The sequence below is a fragment of the Wenjunlia tyrosinilytica genome (assembly GCF_014646055.1).
Taxonomy (GTDB): Bacteria; Actinomycetota; Actinomycetes; order Streptomycetales; family Streptomycetaceae; genus Wenjunlia; species Wenjunlia tyrosinilytica.
Genome location: NZ_BMMS01000012.1, coordinates 93,696 through 109,028, shown reverse-complemented (window position 1 = coordinate 109,028; position 15,333 = coordinate 93,696). Strand labels below are relative to the sequence as shown.

At 71.3% G+C, this 15,333-nt stretch carries 13 protein-coding genes; 9 read left to right on the top strand and 4 right to left on the bottom strand.

Going from position 1 to position 15,333, the window contains the following annotated elements; genetic code table 11:
- Positions 1-31: 31 nt before the first annotated feature.
- The 3 genes from IEY86_RS15355 (at position 32) to IEY86_RS15345 (ending at position 5,375) form a co-directional block, all read left to right on the top strand.
- Positions 32-1,231 (top strand): M6 family metalloprotease domain-containing protein, encoded by a 1,200-nt coding sequence (locus IEY86_RS15355; RefSeq protein WP_229698447.1) that lies wholly within the window; start codon positions 32-34, stop codon positions 1,229-1,231.
- Between the two features lie 111 nt (positions 1,232-1,342).
- Complete coding sequence (locus IEY86_RS15350; protein WP_229698446.1) at positions 1,343-2,611, top strand: M6 family metalloprotease domain-containing protein; 1,269 nt, start codon at positions 1,343-1,345, stop codon at positions 2,609-2,611.
- 121 nt (positions 2,612-2,732) lie between these two features.
- Positions 2,733-5,375 carry a beta-glucosidase family protein gene (locus IEY86_RS15345; RefSeq protein ID WP_189132242.1) on the top strand — a complete coding sequence of 881 codons (2,643 nt, stop codon included), beginning with the start codon at positions 2,733-2,735 and terminating at the stop codon, positions 5,373-5,375.
- A 77-nt stretch (positions 5,376-5,452) separates the two neighbouring features.
- Here the strand turns inward: IEY86_RS15345 and IEY86_RS15340 are convergent, their stop codons facing one another.
- From IEY86_RS15340 to IEY86_RS15330, 3 genes are all read right to left on the bottom strand, one after another.
- A complete protein-coding gene (locus tag IEY86_RS15340; protein ID WP_189132241.1) occupies positions 5,453-6,211 on the bottom strand; it encodes a zf-HC2 domain-containing protein in 759 nt (252 codons plus the stop codon).
- Positions 6,208-6,804, bottom strand: coding sequence for a sigma-70 family RNA polymerase sigma factor (locus IEY86_RS15335; RefSeq protein ID WP_229698464.1), 597 nt, complete (start codon positions 6,802-6,804; stop codon positions 6,208-6,210). Before IEY86_RS15335 ends, IEY86_RS15340 begins: the two co-directional genes overlap by 4 nt.
- An 88-nt stretch (positions 6,805-6,892) precedes the next feature.
- Positions 6,893-7,177, bottom strand: a complete 285-nt coding sequence (locus IEY86_RS15330) for a hypothetical protein (protein ID WP_189132239.1) — start codon at positions 7,175-7,177, stop codon at positions 6,893-6,895.
- 420 nt (positions 7,178-7,597) lie between these two features.
- Between IEY86_RS15330 and IEY86_RS15325 the strand changes: the two genes are divergently transcribed.
- A complete protein-coding gene (locus IEY86_RS15325) occupies positions 7,598-8,554 on the top strand; it encodes a CHRD domain-containing protein (protein WP_189132238.1) in 957 nt (318 codons plus the stop codon).
- A 205-nt stretch (positions 8,555-8,759) separates the two neighbouring features.
- Here the strand turns inward: IEY86_RS15325 and IEY86_RS15320 are convergent, their stop codons facing one another.
- On the bottom strand, positions 8,760-9,782 hold the full coding sequence (locus tag IEY86_RS15320; protein ID WP_189132237.1) for a hydroxyacid dehydrogenase: 1,023 nt from the start codon (positions 9,780-9,782) through the stop codon (positions 8,760-8,762).
- A gap of 241 nt (positions 9,783-10,023) precedes the next feature.
- Between IEY86_RS15320 and IEY86_RS15315 the strand changes: the two genes are divergently transcribed.
- From IEY86_RS15315 to IEY86_RS15295, 5 genes are all read left to right on the top strand, one after another.
- Positions 10,024-10,254, top strand: a complete 231-nt coding sequence (locus IEY86_RS15315) for a DUF6059 family protein (protein WP_189132236.1) — start codon at positions 10,024-10,026, stop codon at positions 10,252-10,254.
- 83 nt (positions 10,255-10,337) lie between these two features.
- The gene (locus tag IEY86_RS15310; RefSeq protein ID WP_189132235.1) at positions 10,338-12,146 is read left to right on the top strand and encodes an acyl-CoA dehydrogenase family protein; all 1,809 of its coding nucleotides are present in this window, start codon (positions 10,338-10,340) and stop codon (positions 12,144-12,146) included.
- On the top strand, positions 12,140-13,951 hold the full coding sequence (locus tag IEY86_RS15305; protein ID WP_189132234.1) for an acyl-CoA dehydrogenase family protein: 1,812 nt from the start codon (positions 12,140-12,142) through the stop codon (positions 13,949-13,951). The genes IEY86_RS15310 and IEY86_RS15305 overlap by 7 nt, the downstream gene beginning before the upstream one ends.
- A gap of 44 nt (positions 13,952-13,995) precedes the next feature.
- Complete coding sequence (locus tag IEY86_RS15300; RefSeq protein WP_189132233.1) at positions 13,996-14,289, top strand: acyl carrier protein; 294 nt, start codon at positions 13,996-13,998, stop codon at positions 14,287-14,289.
- Positions 14,286-15,302, top strand: a complete 1,017-nt coding sequence (locus IEY86_RS15295) for an acyltransferase domain-containing protein (RefSeq protein ID WP_189132232.1) — start codon at positions 14,286-14,288, stop codon at positions 15,300-15,302. The genes IEY86_RS15300 and IEY86_RS15295 overlap by 4 nt, the downstream gene beginning before the upstream one ends.
- Positions 15,303-15,333: the final 31 nt, after the last annotated feature.

The window sequence follows — 15,333 nt, the reverse complement described above, 5'->3', positions numbered from 1 at the left end:
TCAGCGGTCATTAAGTTACAAAATGATCGCTATGCGTAGCCGTAGCCTGCTCTCCGGAGTCATGGCGGCCCTTGCCGCGATGACCTGGACCCTCGCGACCGCCGGGCCGGCCTCACCCGCCGAGCCCGAGGGGCCCTGTGCCCTGGTGCGCACCACCGTCCACCACTCCGAGGGCGTGGACTCCTGGAACGGCTCCTACACCCGTCCCCTCGGTCGGATAGACGCGGCACTGGTGTTCCTCAGCTTCCCCGACTCCACCCCCACCGTGTCCACGCGGGAACTGGCCGACGACCACATCCCGGACACGCGGGACTACTTCCGCACCGCCTCGTACGGGCGGTTCGACTACCACCTCGACCCCGTCCCCGGCTATGTCCGGATGCCCACCGCCTCCACCGGCTACGGCATCGAGCGGGACTGGAACCCCAAGGACCGGCGCCGCTACCTGCGGGACGCCGTCGCGGCGGCCGACCCCCTGGTGGACTTCAGCGCCTACGACGTCGTCTTCTTCGTCGCCGACCCGGAGGCCCCCGGGGTCGACCCGGACGCCACCAAGATCGTCAATCTGGGCCGCCCGATCGTCGCCGACGGCGTCCGGCTGGACCACATGGGCACGATCTTCGAGGCCCATCCTCCGGACCACCACGTCCTCGCCCACGAGAGCGCCCACATCTTCGACCTGCCCGACCTCTACACCCGGCCGGGTGACGGGGCGCCGGCGGGCGAGTGGAACACACGGGTGGGGGACTGGGACCTGATGGGCGACCAGAAGGGGCTCTCACCCGAGCTGTTCGCCTGGCACAAGTGGAAGTTCGGCTGGCTGGACGGCGGACAGGTCGCCTGCCTGGCCAAGCCGGGCACCGTCCGCCGGACGCTGACACCGGTCGAGCGGCCGGGAGGCGTCAAGCTCCTGGTCGTCCCCATCGACAGCAGCTCCGTCTACGCCGTGGAAGTGCGCTCCCTGGAGGGCAACGACGCCCAGGGATGCACGGAGGGGGTGCTGGTCTACCGCGTCCGCTCCGACGTCGGCTCGGGATCCGGGCCGATCCGGGTGATGGACGCCCACCCCGACTCCGCCGCCTGCTCGGGCAGGTCGGTCTTCTCGCCCCTGGCCGACGCCCCGTTCGGAGCCGGGTCCGCATTCCGCGACCTCGCGCACGAGGTGGTGGTCAGGGTCCTCGGCCGTGGCCCGGACGGCAGTTACACCGTCGAGGCCACCCGGAACCGCTGACCGGAGCGCCGATGAGGCCCCGCCAGGGCCTAGCCCATCCGGCCGAGCAAAGGAGGAGAAGGTTCGCGAATGGTGTCAATGTGGTTGCGATCGCTCACGTAGGAGGCCGGAGTGAAGCAGTCGACGGACGGCGAAGGCGCCATATCCCTGGCGCGGCGGTCTCCGGCCCTGCGGTGTGTCAAGTCCGCGGCTGTGGTGGTCGCCCTGGCGCTGAGCACGGGCATACCGAGCGCGACAGCCCGGCCCCCCAGGCCCGTTGCCCACGGCAGCGCCTCCGAGGCGGCGTGCGCCCTGCGTTCCGTGGACGGCGTCACCATGTCCGAGGGCTTCCCCGTCGACTACTCGACCTTCTCCCGGGCCTCGGGACGGATACGCGCCCTGACCCTGTTCATCGACTTCCCCGACGCCCGCGCCGACGCGAGCGCGCAGGCACGGTACGACGAGTTCTTCCCCGCCGCGCAGCAGTGGTTCGCCACCGCCTCCTACGGAAAGCTCGAGTACGAACCCGTGCCGGTGCTCAAGTACTTCACCCTGCCCCGCAGTTTCACCGAGTACGGGATCGAACGCGGCTACGGCTGGCAGGTGCACCAGCAGATGATGCGGGATCTGCTCAAAGTGGCGGACAAACAGGTCGACTTCAAGGATTTCGACCTCGTCAACGTCCTGGTCACCCCCAACGCCGGCCCTCCCGCCTCCGAGACCGTCCTGTCCGTCACCTGGACCGGAGCCACCGCCGCCGTCAGCGACGAGGGCGGCGCCCTGGACAAGGTCTCCGTCATCTACGGGCACGACGCCGCCAGGTACCGCGTCCTCAACCACGAGAACGGGCACATATTCGGCCTGCCCGACCTGTACTCGGGCACCGACTTCCGCCGCACCGACCGACTGGCCGGGCAGTGGGACATGATGTCGCTCGACTGGGGGCTGCAGAACGACTTCCTCGCCTGGCACAAATGGAGGCTCGGCTGGCTGGACACGGGCCAGGTCGACTGCGCGGTAGGCGATGGCACCAGCGAGTACCAGCTCAGCCCGGTCGAGACTCCCGGCGGAACGAAGATGGTCGTGGTGCCGGAGGGGGAACACGGAGCCTTCGCCGTCGAGGTGCGCAGCAAGCAGGGCAACGACAGCTCGGCATGCAGCGAGGGCGTGCTCGTCTACTGGGTGCGCACCGACATATCCTCCGGCCAGGGGCCGATACGGGTGATGGACGCCAATCCCCGGACGGCGGCGTGCGAGACGAGCAGTAACTCCTTCAACTCCCACAACGACGCGCCCTTCGGTGTCGGAGGCGTCTACCGCGACCCCCTCACCCGCACCGCGGTCGACGTCGTCGCCAAGGACGACGACGGCCGCTACACCGTCCGGGTGACCAAGGGGTAGGGCCGCGGGTGTCTCCTCCGGACGCGGGGTGCGACGCCCTCTCCCTGATCCGCTTCCCGGGCTGCATGCTTCTCGCAGGCAGTCTGAGCCCGGGAGGACCCGGGGAAGGGAGCCGCCCACCATGGCGCGGAACGCAGCCGTTACCCCAGCCGGCACCCCAGCCGGCACCCCAGCAGAAGCCGCGGCCGAAGACAGGGCCGCGGACCCGGCCGCGGACCCGGCCGCGGATCGACGCGCAGCCGCGCGGGCAGCCGTCGAAGAGGCCGTCACCGCACGCCTGGCCGAGCTCGACCTGGACGCCAAGACCCGCATCCTGTCCGGCCGGGACATGTGGTCACTTCCCGCGGAGCCCCGGATCGGACTGGCGTCGGTGGTCATGTCCGACGGCCCCATCGGCGTACGCGGCCTGCGCTGGACCCCTGACGACCCGTCCGTGGCGCTGCCCAGCCCCACGGCCCTCGCCGCCGCCTGGGATCCCGGCCTCGCCCGCCGGGTGGGGCACCTGCTCGCCCAGGAGGCGCGCCGCAAGGGCGTCCACGTCCTGCTGGCGCCCACGGTCAACCTGCACAGGACCCCGCTGGGCGGACGGCACTTCGAGTGCTACTCCGAGGACCCGCTGCTCACCTCGGAGATCGCCGTCGGCTACATCACCGGTGTACAGGAGGGAGGGGTCGCCACCACCGTCAAGCACTACGTGGCCAACGACTCCGAGACCGACCGGATGAGCGTCGACGTGCGCGCCACGGCACGCACCCTGCGCGAGCTCTACCTCGCCCCGTTCGAGGCCGTGGTCCGGCGGGCCGGCGCCTGGGGCGTCATGGACGCCTACAACCGCGTCAACGGCCCCACCATGACCGAGCACGCCGAACTCAACAACGGTGTGCTGCGCGGTGAGTGGGGCTTCGACGGATTCATCGTCTCCGACTGGACCGCCGCCCGCGACACGGTGGCCGCCGCCAACGGCGGTCTCGACGTGGCGATGCCGGGGCCGCTCACCGTCTACGGCGAGGCACTGGCGCAGGCCGTACGCGAAGGGGCGGTGGACGAACGGGTCGTGGACGACGCGGTGAGGCGGGTGCTGCGCCTGGCCGCTCGGGTGGGCGCTCTCGAGGACGTGCCGGCCGCGGTCCGGGACCTGCCGCCCGAGCAGAGCGGCTCCGCCGTTGCCCGTGAGGTGGCGGTCCGCTCGTTCGTCCTGGTCCGCAACGAGGGCGGGGCACTGCCGCTGGACCCGGCGGAGCTGGGCAGTGTGGCCCTGATCGGCGCGGCCGCGCGGGACGCCCGGGTGATGGGCGGGGGCTCGGCGACGGTCTTCCCCGACCATGTCGTCTCCCCGCTGGACGGTCTGCGAGCCGCCCTGCCCGATTCCGTCCGGCTGACCCACCGCGTCGGCGCCGATCCGTCCACCGAACTGCCTCCGGCCGAACGGGGTTTCCAGCTCAGGGCGATCTGCAGGGACGAGGAGGGCAGGGTGCTGGCCGAGGTGCCGCTGCCGAACGGTCTGGTGCAGTGGCTGGGCGAGCTTCCCGAGGGGCCGGCGTACGAGGAGTTGGACAGCGTGGAGACGGTGGGGACGTTCACTCCCGCCGTCGGCGGCCCGCACCGCTTCGGTGTCGGGGGAGTGGGCCCGTTCCGGCTGACGGTGGCGGGCAAGACCCTCTACGACGGCGACCAGGCCCCCCTGCTCGAGGACCCGCTCTCCGCGCTGCACGCCTACCCGCCGGAGGAACTGCCGATCGACCTCGTCGCGGGCGAGCCGGTGGAGGTCTCTTTGCACCACACGGTCGTCCCCGCGGACTTCCCCATCCCCTTCGTGTGCTTCTCCCTCGCCCATGCCGAGCCCGAGAGGGATCCGGAGACCGCGATCGAGGAGGCGGTCGCGGCGGCCCGTGAGGCGGACGCGGCCGTGGTTGTTGTGGCCACCACCAGCACTGTCGAGAGCGAGGGCCACGACCGCACCTCGCTGAAGCTCCCCGGACGCCAGGACGAACTCGTCGCCCGGGTCGCAGCCGTCAACCCGCGCACGGTCGTGGTCGTCAACTCCGGTTCGCCGGTGGAGATGCCGTGGCTGGACGAGGTGCCGTCGGTACTGCTCGGCTGGTTCCCCGGCCAGGAGTGCGGCGCCGCGCTCGCCGACGTCCTGCTCGGCGAGGCGGAGCCCGGTGGACGGCTGCCCACCACCTGGCCGGTGCGCATGGAGGACTGCCCGGTCCTGTCGACCGAGCCGGTGGACGGCGAACTCCCCTATGACGAGGGCGTGTTCATCGGGTACCGGGCCTGGGAGCGCGGTGGGACGGCTCCGGCGTTCTGGTTCGGGCACGGGCTCGGCTACACCGCGTGGGAGTACGAGTCGGCGAGTTGGGCCCCGTACAAGGGGGACAAGGCCGAGGGGGACGAGGCGGAGGTGGACGAGGCGCAGGGGGCCGAAGAAGAGGCGGACGAGGCGCAGGGGGCCGAGGCGGAGGCACTGGGCACCGTGACCGTCCGGGTGCGCAACACCGGGCGGCGGGTCGGGCGCGAGGTCGTCCAGGTGTATCTGGCCCCGGCGGAGGGTGACGAGAACCGGCCCCGGCGGGTGCTGGCGGGCTTCGCGGCCGTGACCGCCGAGCCCGGCGAGAGCGCCGAGGCGACCGTCACGGTCCCGCTGCGGTGCGCCCGGATCTGGGACGACGGCTGGCGCACCGTCCCCGGCCCCTACCGCGTCGAGGTGGGACGCTCGTACGCCGACCTCCGGCTGGGCGTGGACTTCGACGTGCGGCCGTGAGCCCTGCGGCCCACGCGTGAGAGCACGTCAAAGGGACCCGGGTGTCTGTCGTCACCCGGGTCCCGCCTCGCCCGCCGCTATGCCTTGACGCTGACCAGGTGCTTGCCGTCCAGGGTGTTGACCTCGAAGTGGTCGATGTCCTGGGGGGACATGGCGGCCCCGCCGTGCATGTAGAGCGGCTGCTTGTTGTCCCTGGGGTCGGTCGGCTTCTTGATGCCGTAACCCCACTTCCCGACCGTCCACGTCGTGACCGTCTGCTTCTCGCCGTTCTTGGAGACGGCGATCAGATCGCACTTGAACGGCCCCCTGACATTGCCGATCTGCATGACGACGTGCGTGCCCCAGTCCTTCGGCTCCGTCTTGACGGTGGCCTGGACCTTGGTCTGCGGGTCGGTGCCGCTGGTCCCGTTCTCCTTCATCGTGTCGAAGAAGAACTTCGCCGGGCTCTTGTGGAATTCCGCCAGTTCAGCACTGCCGCCGTGAACGTCCGAGGCGCTGAGCGTGCCCACCGCCAGCGGTCCGCCGACGATCAGCGCGGCCGCGGCCGCCACCAGGTACAGACGGCGCTGACGCTGCGTGCGGCGCTTGACCGCGACCTCGTCCACGAGCCGGTCGAGCATGCCCTGGCTGGGGCGTGCGGTCAGCGTCTCGGCGGTGGGCGCCGAGGCCGAGAACTCGGAGAGGATGGATCCCAGGCCCACGAGCGAGTCGAACTCCTGGGAGCACCGCGCGCACGAGTTCAGGTGCTCCTCGAACACGACGGCGTCCGAGTCGTCGAGGACACCGAGGACGTAAGCTCCGACGTCGACATGCTGGTCCTGCCCATGGGACGTCATGCCGTCACCCCCCTTTCCTCCAGTGCGAGCTTCAGGGACCGCAGTGCGTAGAAGATGCGCGACCTCACGGTTCCGGCGGGTATGCCGAGCGCTGTGGCCGCCTCGTTCACCGTACGTCCCTTGAGGTAGGTGGCAACGAGCACCTCCCGGTGGGCGTCGGTCAGGTCGTCGAGCGCGTCTGTGATGGTCATGAGCCATAGCGCTTTGTCGATCTCGTCCTCGGCCGGCATGACTTCCAGGGGAGTCGCGTCGACCTCCTTGGGCCGGGCGAGCCGGCTCCGGTGGCTGTCGATCACGATCCGGCGCGCGACCGTCACCAGCCACGGGCGTATGGACCCCGTGGCACGGTTGAGCTGGTCGACGTTCTTCCAGGCCCGCAGCAGCGTCTCCTGGACCACGTCTTCCGCGCGGTGCCGGTCGCCCGCTACCAGCCTGAGTACGTATGCGAGCAGCGGACCCGCGTGTTCGCGGTAGAGCGCCCGCATCAGCTCCTCGTCCGGTGCCGCGCGGTGCCGTGGGCCGGATCCTGCGGCGGATTCCGAGTCCCGGCTCCTCGAAGGATGGTCGTTGGTCACGGCGGCATCCTTGCGCACCCGTACCTCCCGGTCGAGAGAAGCTCTGGACAATCGATGGCAAGTAGGGTTGTGAGAAGGAACACTGAAGGTTTTACTGACCATTGGATCAGTAACGGGTGGAGGGGCCGGCCGGGTGGCCGGCGCCGGGGCCCGAGTCGGGTCCGTAGTCGTAGCCGCTGTCATAGGTCGCGTCGGTTTCGCTGGAGTCGGTGCCCGTGTCGCCGCTGGAGCCGCTGTCGGCCGTGGTCCCGTCATTGGTCCCGTAGTCCTGGCTCAGGGGGGATGGATGGGCCTTCTTGCCCTGGGGACTGCTCACGAACCACACGCCGTCGACCCCCTGGTCAATGGCGTCCCCGGGCGTGATGTCCATGGAGAAGCGGTGGAGGGGCATGCCCCCGAGGGTGCGTTGCCTGTCGCGAGCGCGGCGCCCCCGGACACGGCGAGCAGGCTGATGCGCGTGGTCTTGTGCATGGCCGACTCCCCTTGGTGTTCGTGGGTGGACAGGGCAAGAGCTCGCACCTATCACTACGGGTCCAATGGCGAGGGGACTCAACGCTGAGGAAGGAAATTTTTCGGCCATGCCCTTGGTCCGAGTGGCCGAATACAGCAGGCTCCTGCTTGATGTGGCGCGGGCATGCCAGAAGTGTGGCGGAAGCGGTCAAACGCAGACGCACCCGCGAGGTCCCCGGTTCAACCGCATCGCTGTGATGTAGCCCCCAATTTCCTGTCGAGTCGCCCAGACGGTCCGGTGCGTACCAAAGCCCGAGAAGTCGGCGCAGGGAGCGCCGGCTCCACCGGGAGGGAACTCGAAATGAACATGACCACGGGGCGCCGCACGGCCAGGGCCGTCGGAGTAGTCGCGGCAATCGCGGGAGCGGGGCTGACCCTCGCCGTCTCGCCGGTGTCGGCCCACAGCCAGGGCCACTCCACCGCTCCGGCGTACGCCAAGGCGTGGTACTTCGCGGGCAGCCTCACGGGCGCCAACGAGGTGCCCGTCCCCGGCGGCCCGGCCACGGGGGACAAGGACGGCCGCGCGATCGAGTTCGTGAAGATCCAGGGCAACAAGGTCTCGTTCGCCATCCAGTGGAAGGGCATCAAGGCGCCCACCAATGCCCACATCCACCAGGGCAAGAAGGGCGCCAACGGCCCGGTCAAGATCGACTTCTTCCACGAGAAGCTGCCCGACAGCCTGAACTCGGTGACCGGCAGCGTCACCGTCAACGATGCCCACCTGCTCAAGGACATCATCAACGACCCGAGCAGCTTCTACTTCAACCTGCACACGGGTGAGTTCCCCGGCGGCGCCGTGCGGGGCCAGCTGCACAAGCTGACCGAGCCCGTCGCCATCAACAAGGCGCTGGGCAGCTTCCAGGCGTCCGTCGTCAAGGGCAAGCAGATCTACGCCTGCACCAAGCAGTCCGACGGCTCGTACAAGTTCACCCAGAACAACGTGAGCGCCAAGCTGGACCGCGGCATCGCCCACTCCTTCGTCCACCCGAACGCCGGGCCGCCGCAGTGGAAGGCGCCCGACGGCTCCGCCGTGACCGGCACGCTCGTCACCAAGACCCCCAACGGCACCGACAACATCCCGGAGCTCGACCTGCTGGCCAACCAGTCCGGCAAGAAGTCGGGCCTGCTGTCGAAGACCGCTGAGATCCTCCGGCTCAACACCGTCGGCGGTGTCGCCCCGGCCGGTACCTGCGACCCGTACACGCACCCCAAGGTGGGAGTGCCCTACCAGGCCGACTACCTGTTCGTGACCAAGTAAGCGGCAACCGGGCGGCCGTACGAGGCCGGCCACGCGGCGCGGTCCACCGTCGAGGTGGGCCGCGCCGCGGCGTTTGCGCGAGCCGGGCCGTGCCTGCCGGGCCGTGCCTGCCCGGCGCCGGGCCCGAGGCGCGCCTTCCGCCCCCTCCCTCGCCCCTCGTCCCGCCCCTCTTCCCCGCCCCTCGTCCCCGCCCCCCGCCTCCTGCTCAGGCCGAGCGGTCCAGCGCCCCCCGCTCCACCGGCTCCTCGAACGGCAGCCCGGCCGCGTACCGCTCCAGCTCCGCGAGGGCGGCGTGCGCCAGGCGGCCCAGCTCATTGCCCAGCGACCCGGCCACATGCGGGGTCAGCAGAACGTTCGGCAGGCCGTACAGCGGGGAGTCCCCGGGCAGCGGCTCGGGGTCGGTGACGTCGAGCACCGCGTCGATCCGGCCATGGACCAGCTCCTCGGTCAGCGCAGCGGTGTCGACCAGCGAGCCACGGGCGGTGTTGATCAGCGTGGCGCCGTCCCGCAGCAGGGCCAGACGACGGCGGTCGAAGAGGTGCCGGGTCTGCGGCAGCGCGGGCGCGTGCAGGGTCACCACATCGCTGCGGGCGGCCAGCTCGTCCGGACCGACCGCCTCCACGCCGAGCCCGGCGGCTTCCTTCGCACCGATACAGGGGTCATGGAGCAGGACGTGGAAGTCGAAGGGGCGCAGCCGCTCGACGACCAGGCGGCCGATCCGGGAGGCCCCGACGACGCCCACGACCCGCCCGTAGTTGCCCCGGTGCGGGCCGCCGAGCACCTCGAAGCCCCACCCACCGCGCTCGCGCGCGTAGGTATGGGCCGTGGGCAGCACCCGCTTCCCGGCGAACAGGATCGCCGCGACCGTGTACTCGGCCACCGGCACGGCGTTGGCCGAGGCCGCGGTGGACACGGCGATGCCGCGCCGCCAGCAGGCCTCGGTGACCAGGCCCTTGACCGAGCCCGCCGCGTGGACCACGGCCCTGAGCTCCGGCATGCGCTCCAGCGCCGCCTCGTCCAGCGGAGGGCAGCCCCAGCAGGTCAGCAGGACCTCGGCACGGGCGAGCGCGGCGGCGTACCGGGGGTCGGCGAAGTCGGTGACCGCCGCGCCGGGAGCGGTCTCGGCGGCGCCGGCCAGCCGGTCCAGCGCCTCGGCGTCCAGCAGGGCCGAGCGCACCTCGTCCGCCATGGCCAGGACGGTGGGTGGGCGGCGGCGTTGTGCGGTCATGGCGGCCAGTGCTCCTCGGGAGGGCGGGTCCCCCGACCGTACTGATCTTCCGTGGGATTGCGCACGTTCCTGTGCGGAAGGCGGCGCCGTTTCCGCCTCCGGCGCCCGCGTCCGCACTCGGCTGCGCCCTGAGCCCCCGGTAGGCCGCGGCAGGGCGGCGCTATATCGAGACTCGAGCGCGGCTGCCCACCGTATGGGCCGTGCCCGTACCGCGAGCGGGCACGGAACAGGAGAAACGCTTATGCGACGCCCCACCGGATGGGGACTCCTCGATCGCTTCCTGCGGAATCTGGTCGAGGGACTCATCTCGTTCGGCACCCACTGGGTGCACACGCCCTCGCGCGCCGTCGAGGGCAGCGGTCCGCCGATCGGCCACCCCGAGCGGCTGCGCTCCGACGTCCCGCTGACCGACCTGGAGCGATTCCTGCTCCATGACCTGGGACCACTGGAAAAGCTCCCAGAGCTCTTCTAGGCGCGCTTTAGCCCCGGCCCGCACGCTCCGAACGCCACGGGCAACCCGAAGCTGCGACCTACGCGGCAGTGAGGGACGGGTAGATGACAGCGATCCAAGAGGCCGAGACACGCAACGCACTGAGGTACGCACCACTCGAACTCGCCGAGCGCCTCGACCACCACCTCGGCGATCCGCACGACCCGGACAGCGTCTTCTCCTACCAGGACGCCGTGGACCACGACGTCAGGGAGGCATTCCCCGAGCGGGTGTGCGCAGAGCTCAACGCCTGGGGGCTGGCCGACTACTACGTGCCCGCCGAGTACGGCGGCGCGCTCACCAGCTACGAGGAACTGCTCGGCCTCATCCGGACGATGGCCCGCCGCGACCTCACCGTCGCGATCGGGCACGGCAAGACCTTCCTCGGCTCGGTGTGCGCCTGGGTCGCCGGGGACCCGGCGACCGCGCTGCGGCTGGGCGGGCTCATCCGCTCGGGCGCCCAGGTCTGCCTCGGGCTGACCGAACGCTCGCACGGCAGCGACCTGATGGCCGGTGAGCTCACCGCCGAGCCCAGGAACGGCCACTACCGCGTCAGCGGTGAGAAGTGGCTGATCAACAACGCGACCAGGGGCCGCCTGCTGTGCGTGCTCGCCCGGACCTCGCCGGTCGGCGGCCCCCGCGGCTTCAGCCTCCTGCTCGTGGACAAGGAGACCCTGCCCGCCGGGACGTACCGCTGCTCGCCCAAGGTGCCCACCCTCGGTATCAGGGGCGCGGACATCAGCGGCATCGTCCTCGACGGCGCTCCCGTGGACCGGCTCTCGCTCCTGGGCGACGAGGGCTGCGGCAGCGAACTGCTGCTGAAGGCCCTGCAGATCACCCGGACCCTCTGCCCCGCGCTCTCCCTCGGCGCGGCGGACCACGCCATGCGGCTGACCCTGCGGTTCGCCCGGGAGCGCGAGCTGTACGGCAAGCGGCTCACCGAACTGCCCCTGACCCGCGGTGTCCTGGCGGAGAGCTACGCCGACCTGCTCACCGCCGAGGCCGTCAGCATCGTCTCGGCCCGCAGCATCCAGGCGCTGACCGGTGAGCTGAGCGTCACCGCCGCCGTCGCCAAGTACCTGGTGCCCAGCACCGTCGACCGGGCCGTCGCCAGGCTGGGCTCGGTGCTCGGAGCCCGCTCGTTCCTCGCGGACCACTACGCGCACGGGATGTTCCAGAAGGTCGAGCGCGACCACCGGATCGTGGGCATCTTCGACGGCAACACGCTGGTCAACCAGTACCAGCTCGTCGCCCAGTTCCGCTCCCTGGCCAGGAACTTCCTGCGTCGGCAGCCCCACCGCGCCGACCTCGAGCCGCTGTACGACCTGCGGCGCGGGCTTCCCGCGCTGGACCCCGGGCGGCTGAGCCTTCTCTCCCGCCACGGCAGCACCGTCCTGGGAACAATGCCCGAGGCCGCCGCCGAGCTGGCCGAGGCCGCGCGCGACAACCCCGCGCTCGCCGGGGCCGCCGAGTGCGCCCGCCGCCTCACCGACGTCACCGAGCAGCTGCACGACCGGTTCCGGGACCGCGCCGAGACCATCGCGGGCGCCGGCGAGGAGTCCTTCGCCGACGCCCAGGCCTACGCCCTGTGCTTCGCCGGAGCCGCGTGCATCGGGCTGTGGCGGCACAACCACGAGGCCGCCGGGGCCGGGCGCACCGGCGGCCTGTGGCGCGACGGGCTGTGGCTGCACGCCGCCCTGACCAGGCTGCTGGACCGGCTGGCCGCGGGCGGTGCCCCCGGTCTGTCCGGCACCCGCCCGACTCCTCCCGACGAACTCTTCGACCGCATGCTCGCGCACCTCAACGCGCAGTACGAGGAGGGGGACCTCTTCTCGCTCCTGCCCTGCCGGACAGCCGAGGGACCACCATGCTGAACGACACGTCGCTCTACCCGTCATCCGGGCACAGCAGCGCCGCCGACGCGAGTGAGGCCGACCCGCCCGTCGGCGCGGCCGAGGCCGAGGTCCGGGCCCGCGTCGACGAGCTGGAGAGCCGCCTCGGCGACCCCCGGGACCCGGAGAACCCGTTCGGCCACGCAGCCGTCCTCGCCGCCGACGAACGGGCGGAACTGATCGCCGAGGCCGAGGTGATGCTCACGGAGTTCGGCCTCAACGCGGAGTTCGTCCCGCGTGCCCTCGGTGGGCGGCTGGACCGCGTGGACACGCTCGGCCGGGTGCTGCGAGGGGTGTTCCGCCGTGATGCCTCCCTCGGCCTCGGGTACGGAGCCACCTCCCTGCTCGCCTCGGTGAGCGTGTGGGCGGGGGGCACCGACGAGCAGAAGCGCCGCACCGCCGAACTCCTGCTCGGCGGCGGGCGGCTCGCTGTGGCGTTCCACGAACTCGCCCACGGCAACGACCTCGTCCGCAATGAGTTCAGCGCGCTGCCGCAGGACGGCGGCTACCTCCTCAACGGCCGCAAGGAGGTGATCAACAACGTGGAGCGGGCCGAGGCACTCGTGCTGTTCGCCCGCACCAACACCGCCCCCGGCAGCCGCAGCCACTCCGTCCTCCTGGTCGACAAGGCCGCCGTCCCCGCCGACCGCATCGGCTATCTGCCCCGCTTCGCCACCGCCGGGATGCGCGGATGCCTCATCGGGGGAGTGGAGTTCACCGACTGCCCGCTGCCCGGCGACGCGGTCGTCGGCACCGAGGGCGGCGGGGTCGAACTGGCCCTGCGCTCGTTCCAGCTCACCCGCAGCTGCGTGCCCTCCATGGTGCTGGGCAACGCCGACACCGCGCTGCGGACCGTGGTCGGCTTCGCCGTGGACCGCCAGCTCTACGGACGGTCCGTGCGCGAGATCCCGCACGCCCGCGCGACGCTGACCGGTGCCTTCCTGGACCTGCTGGTCGGGGACTGCATGGCCCTGGCCGCCACCCGGGCCGTGCATGTGCTCCCCGAGGAGGCCGCGGTCATCGCCTCCTCCACCAAGTACCTGGTGCCCAAGCTCCTCGGCGAGGCCACATACGAGATGTCCGTGGTCCTCGGCGCCAACTTCTATGTCCGGCAGGGAGAGTACGGCGCCTTCCAAAAGCATGTGCGCGACCTTCCCGTGGCCACCCTCGGCCACTCCGGCGCCGCCGCCTGCCAGGCCACGGTCATCCCGCAACTGCCGCGGCTGGCCAGGCGCTCGTGGTTCAGCGGCCCGCAGGCCCCCGAGGCGCTGTTCGGGGTCCATGACGATCTGCCGCCGCTCGACACCGACCGCCTCGCCCTGGTCAGCGGCGGCGACTCCCTCGCCGCCTCGCTGCTCGCCGCGGCGGAGGCGGCCGAGACCTCCACCGACGCGGGCGAGTACACCGATGCGCTGCGCACCCTGGTCCGCGGGTTCACCGGTGAACTGCGCGCCCTCCGGGAGGAGTGCGCCGCACTCGCCCCGCAGGACCGCACCGTGCTCGCCGACCCGCGGGTGTACGGCCTCGCCGACCGGTACGCGCTCCTACTGGCCGCGTCCGCCTGCCTGGGCGTCTGGCGCGGACAGCGCGACGAGGCCGCCACCCCGTTCCTGTCCGAGCCCGCCTGGCTCGTCGCCGCCCTGCGGCGGATCGCCGGACGGCTCGGCCATGCCCTGCCGCCGATCCCCGACGGCTGCTCGGAGGCGGTGTGGGACGAGTTGCTCGCCCGCACCTTCGACGACCGCAGCTTCGATCTGTACGACACACCGCTGGGCGGGCAGGGCTGAACCCCGTCCCCGCCCCAAGCCGTCCGACCCTCCAAGGAGCGCACATGGCCGTGCCTCAGCCCACCCGCACGGAAGCGGAGTTCCGTGACTGGCTGATCAACCGCTTGAGCCTGTATCTGCGGCGGCCGGAGGACGAGATCGACCTCCGGGTGCCGTTCGCCGAGTACGGCCTGGACTCGGTGGCGGCGCTCAGCCTCTTCGGGGACATCGAGGACGAGTACGGCTTCTACCTGGAACCGACCGTGGTCTGGGACTACCCCACGATCGCCGGGCTCGCGCGCTTCGTCGCCTCCCAGGCGGCCCAGCGCGCGGCGACCGGGACGGGAGGCGGGGAATGAGCGCCGCGCGCGGAGCCCGTGTCGCCTACCTGTTCACCGGACAGGGGGCCCAGTACCCGGCTATGACCATGAAGCTGTACCGGCAGTCGCCGGTGTACCGGATGCACCTGGACGAGGCCGCGCAGGCGCTCTTGCCCTACACCCGCGAGGACATGGCGGAGCTTCTGCTGGCCGGCGACGAGCGGGTCGACTGGACCGGCTTCACCCAGCCGGGCCTGTTCGCCGTGCAGTACGCGCTGGCCAAGACGCTCCAGGAACTGGGGGTCCGGCCGGCCGCGGTCCTCGGCTACAGCATCGGCGAGTTCGCCGCCGGTTGCGTCTCGGGCGCGCTGACCCTGCACGACGCCGCCCGCCTGGTGGCGGTCCGGGGAGCGTTCATGCAGTCGCTGCCGGACGGCGGCGGCATGCTCACCGTCCGCGCCGGGCGCTCCGAGGTCCAGCGTCTCGTCGACTCCGAACCCACGGTGGGCATCGGGGCGGACAACGGCCCCCGCGAGACCGTCCTGTCCGGCGATCTGCTCGCGCTGGACCGTATCGGCGGTGTGCTGAAGGAGCGGGGCGTCACCACCGTGCCCGTCCGGGTGTCGCACGGCTTCCACTCCCCGCTGATGTACCCGATGATCACCCGGTTCGCGCGGGTGGCGATCCGGTCGCACGGAAGGGTGCCCCGGATTCCGTTCTACTCCACGATGCTCGGCCGCCGTCTCGGCGGGGAACCTCTGGACGGGCCCTACTGGACCGAGCACGTCAGCGCCGCCGTGCGCTTCGGCGAGGCGATCGAGGCACTGCTGTGCGACGGCTACACGCATGTCGTCGAGATCGGTCCCCGCCCGTATCTCACCCAGCTGGTGCGGCGCCTGCCCAGAGGAGGGGAGCCCCTGCCGGTGTGCCTGAACACGGTGATGGACGAGGACTCGGGCCTGGAGGAGCTGCGGCAGGTGGCCACATCCGTGCTCGGTCAGGGGGCGCCGGGACGTCCCAAGGAGCCGACGTTCGAACCGCAGGCGGTCTGAGGCCATATGAATAGCTGAAGGGCCGCCGTCT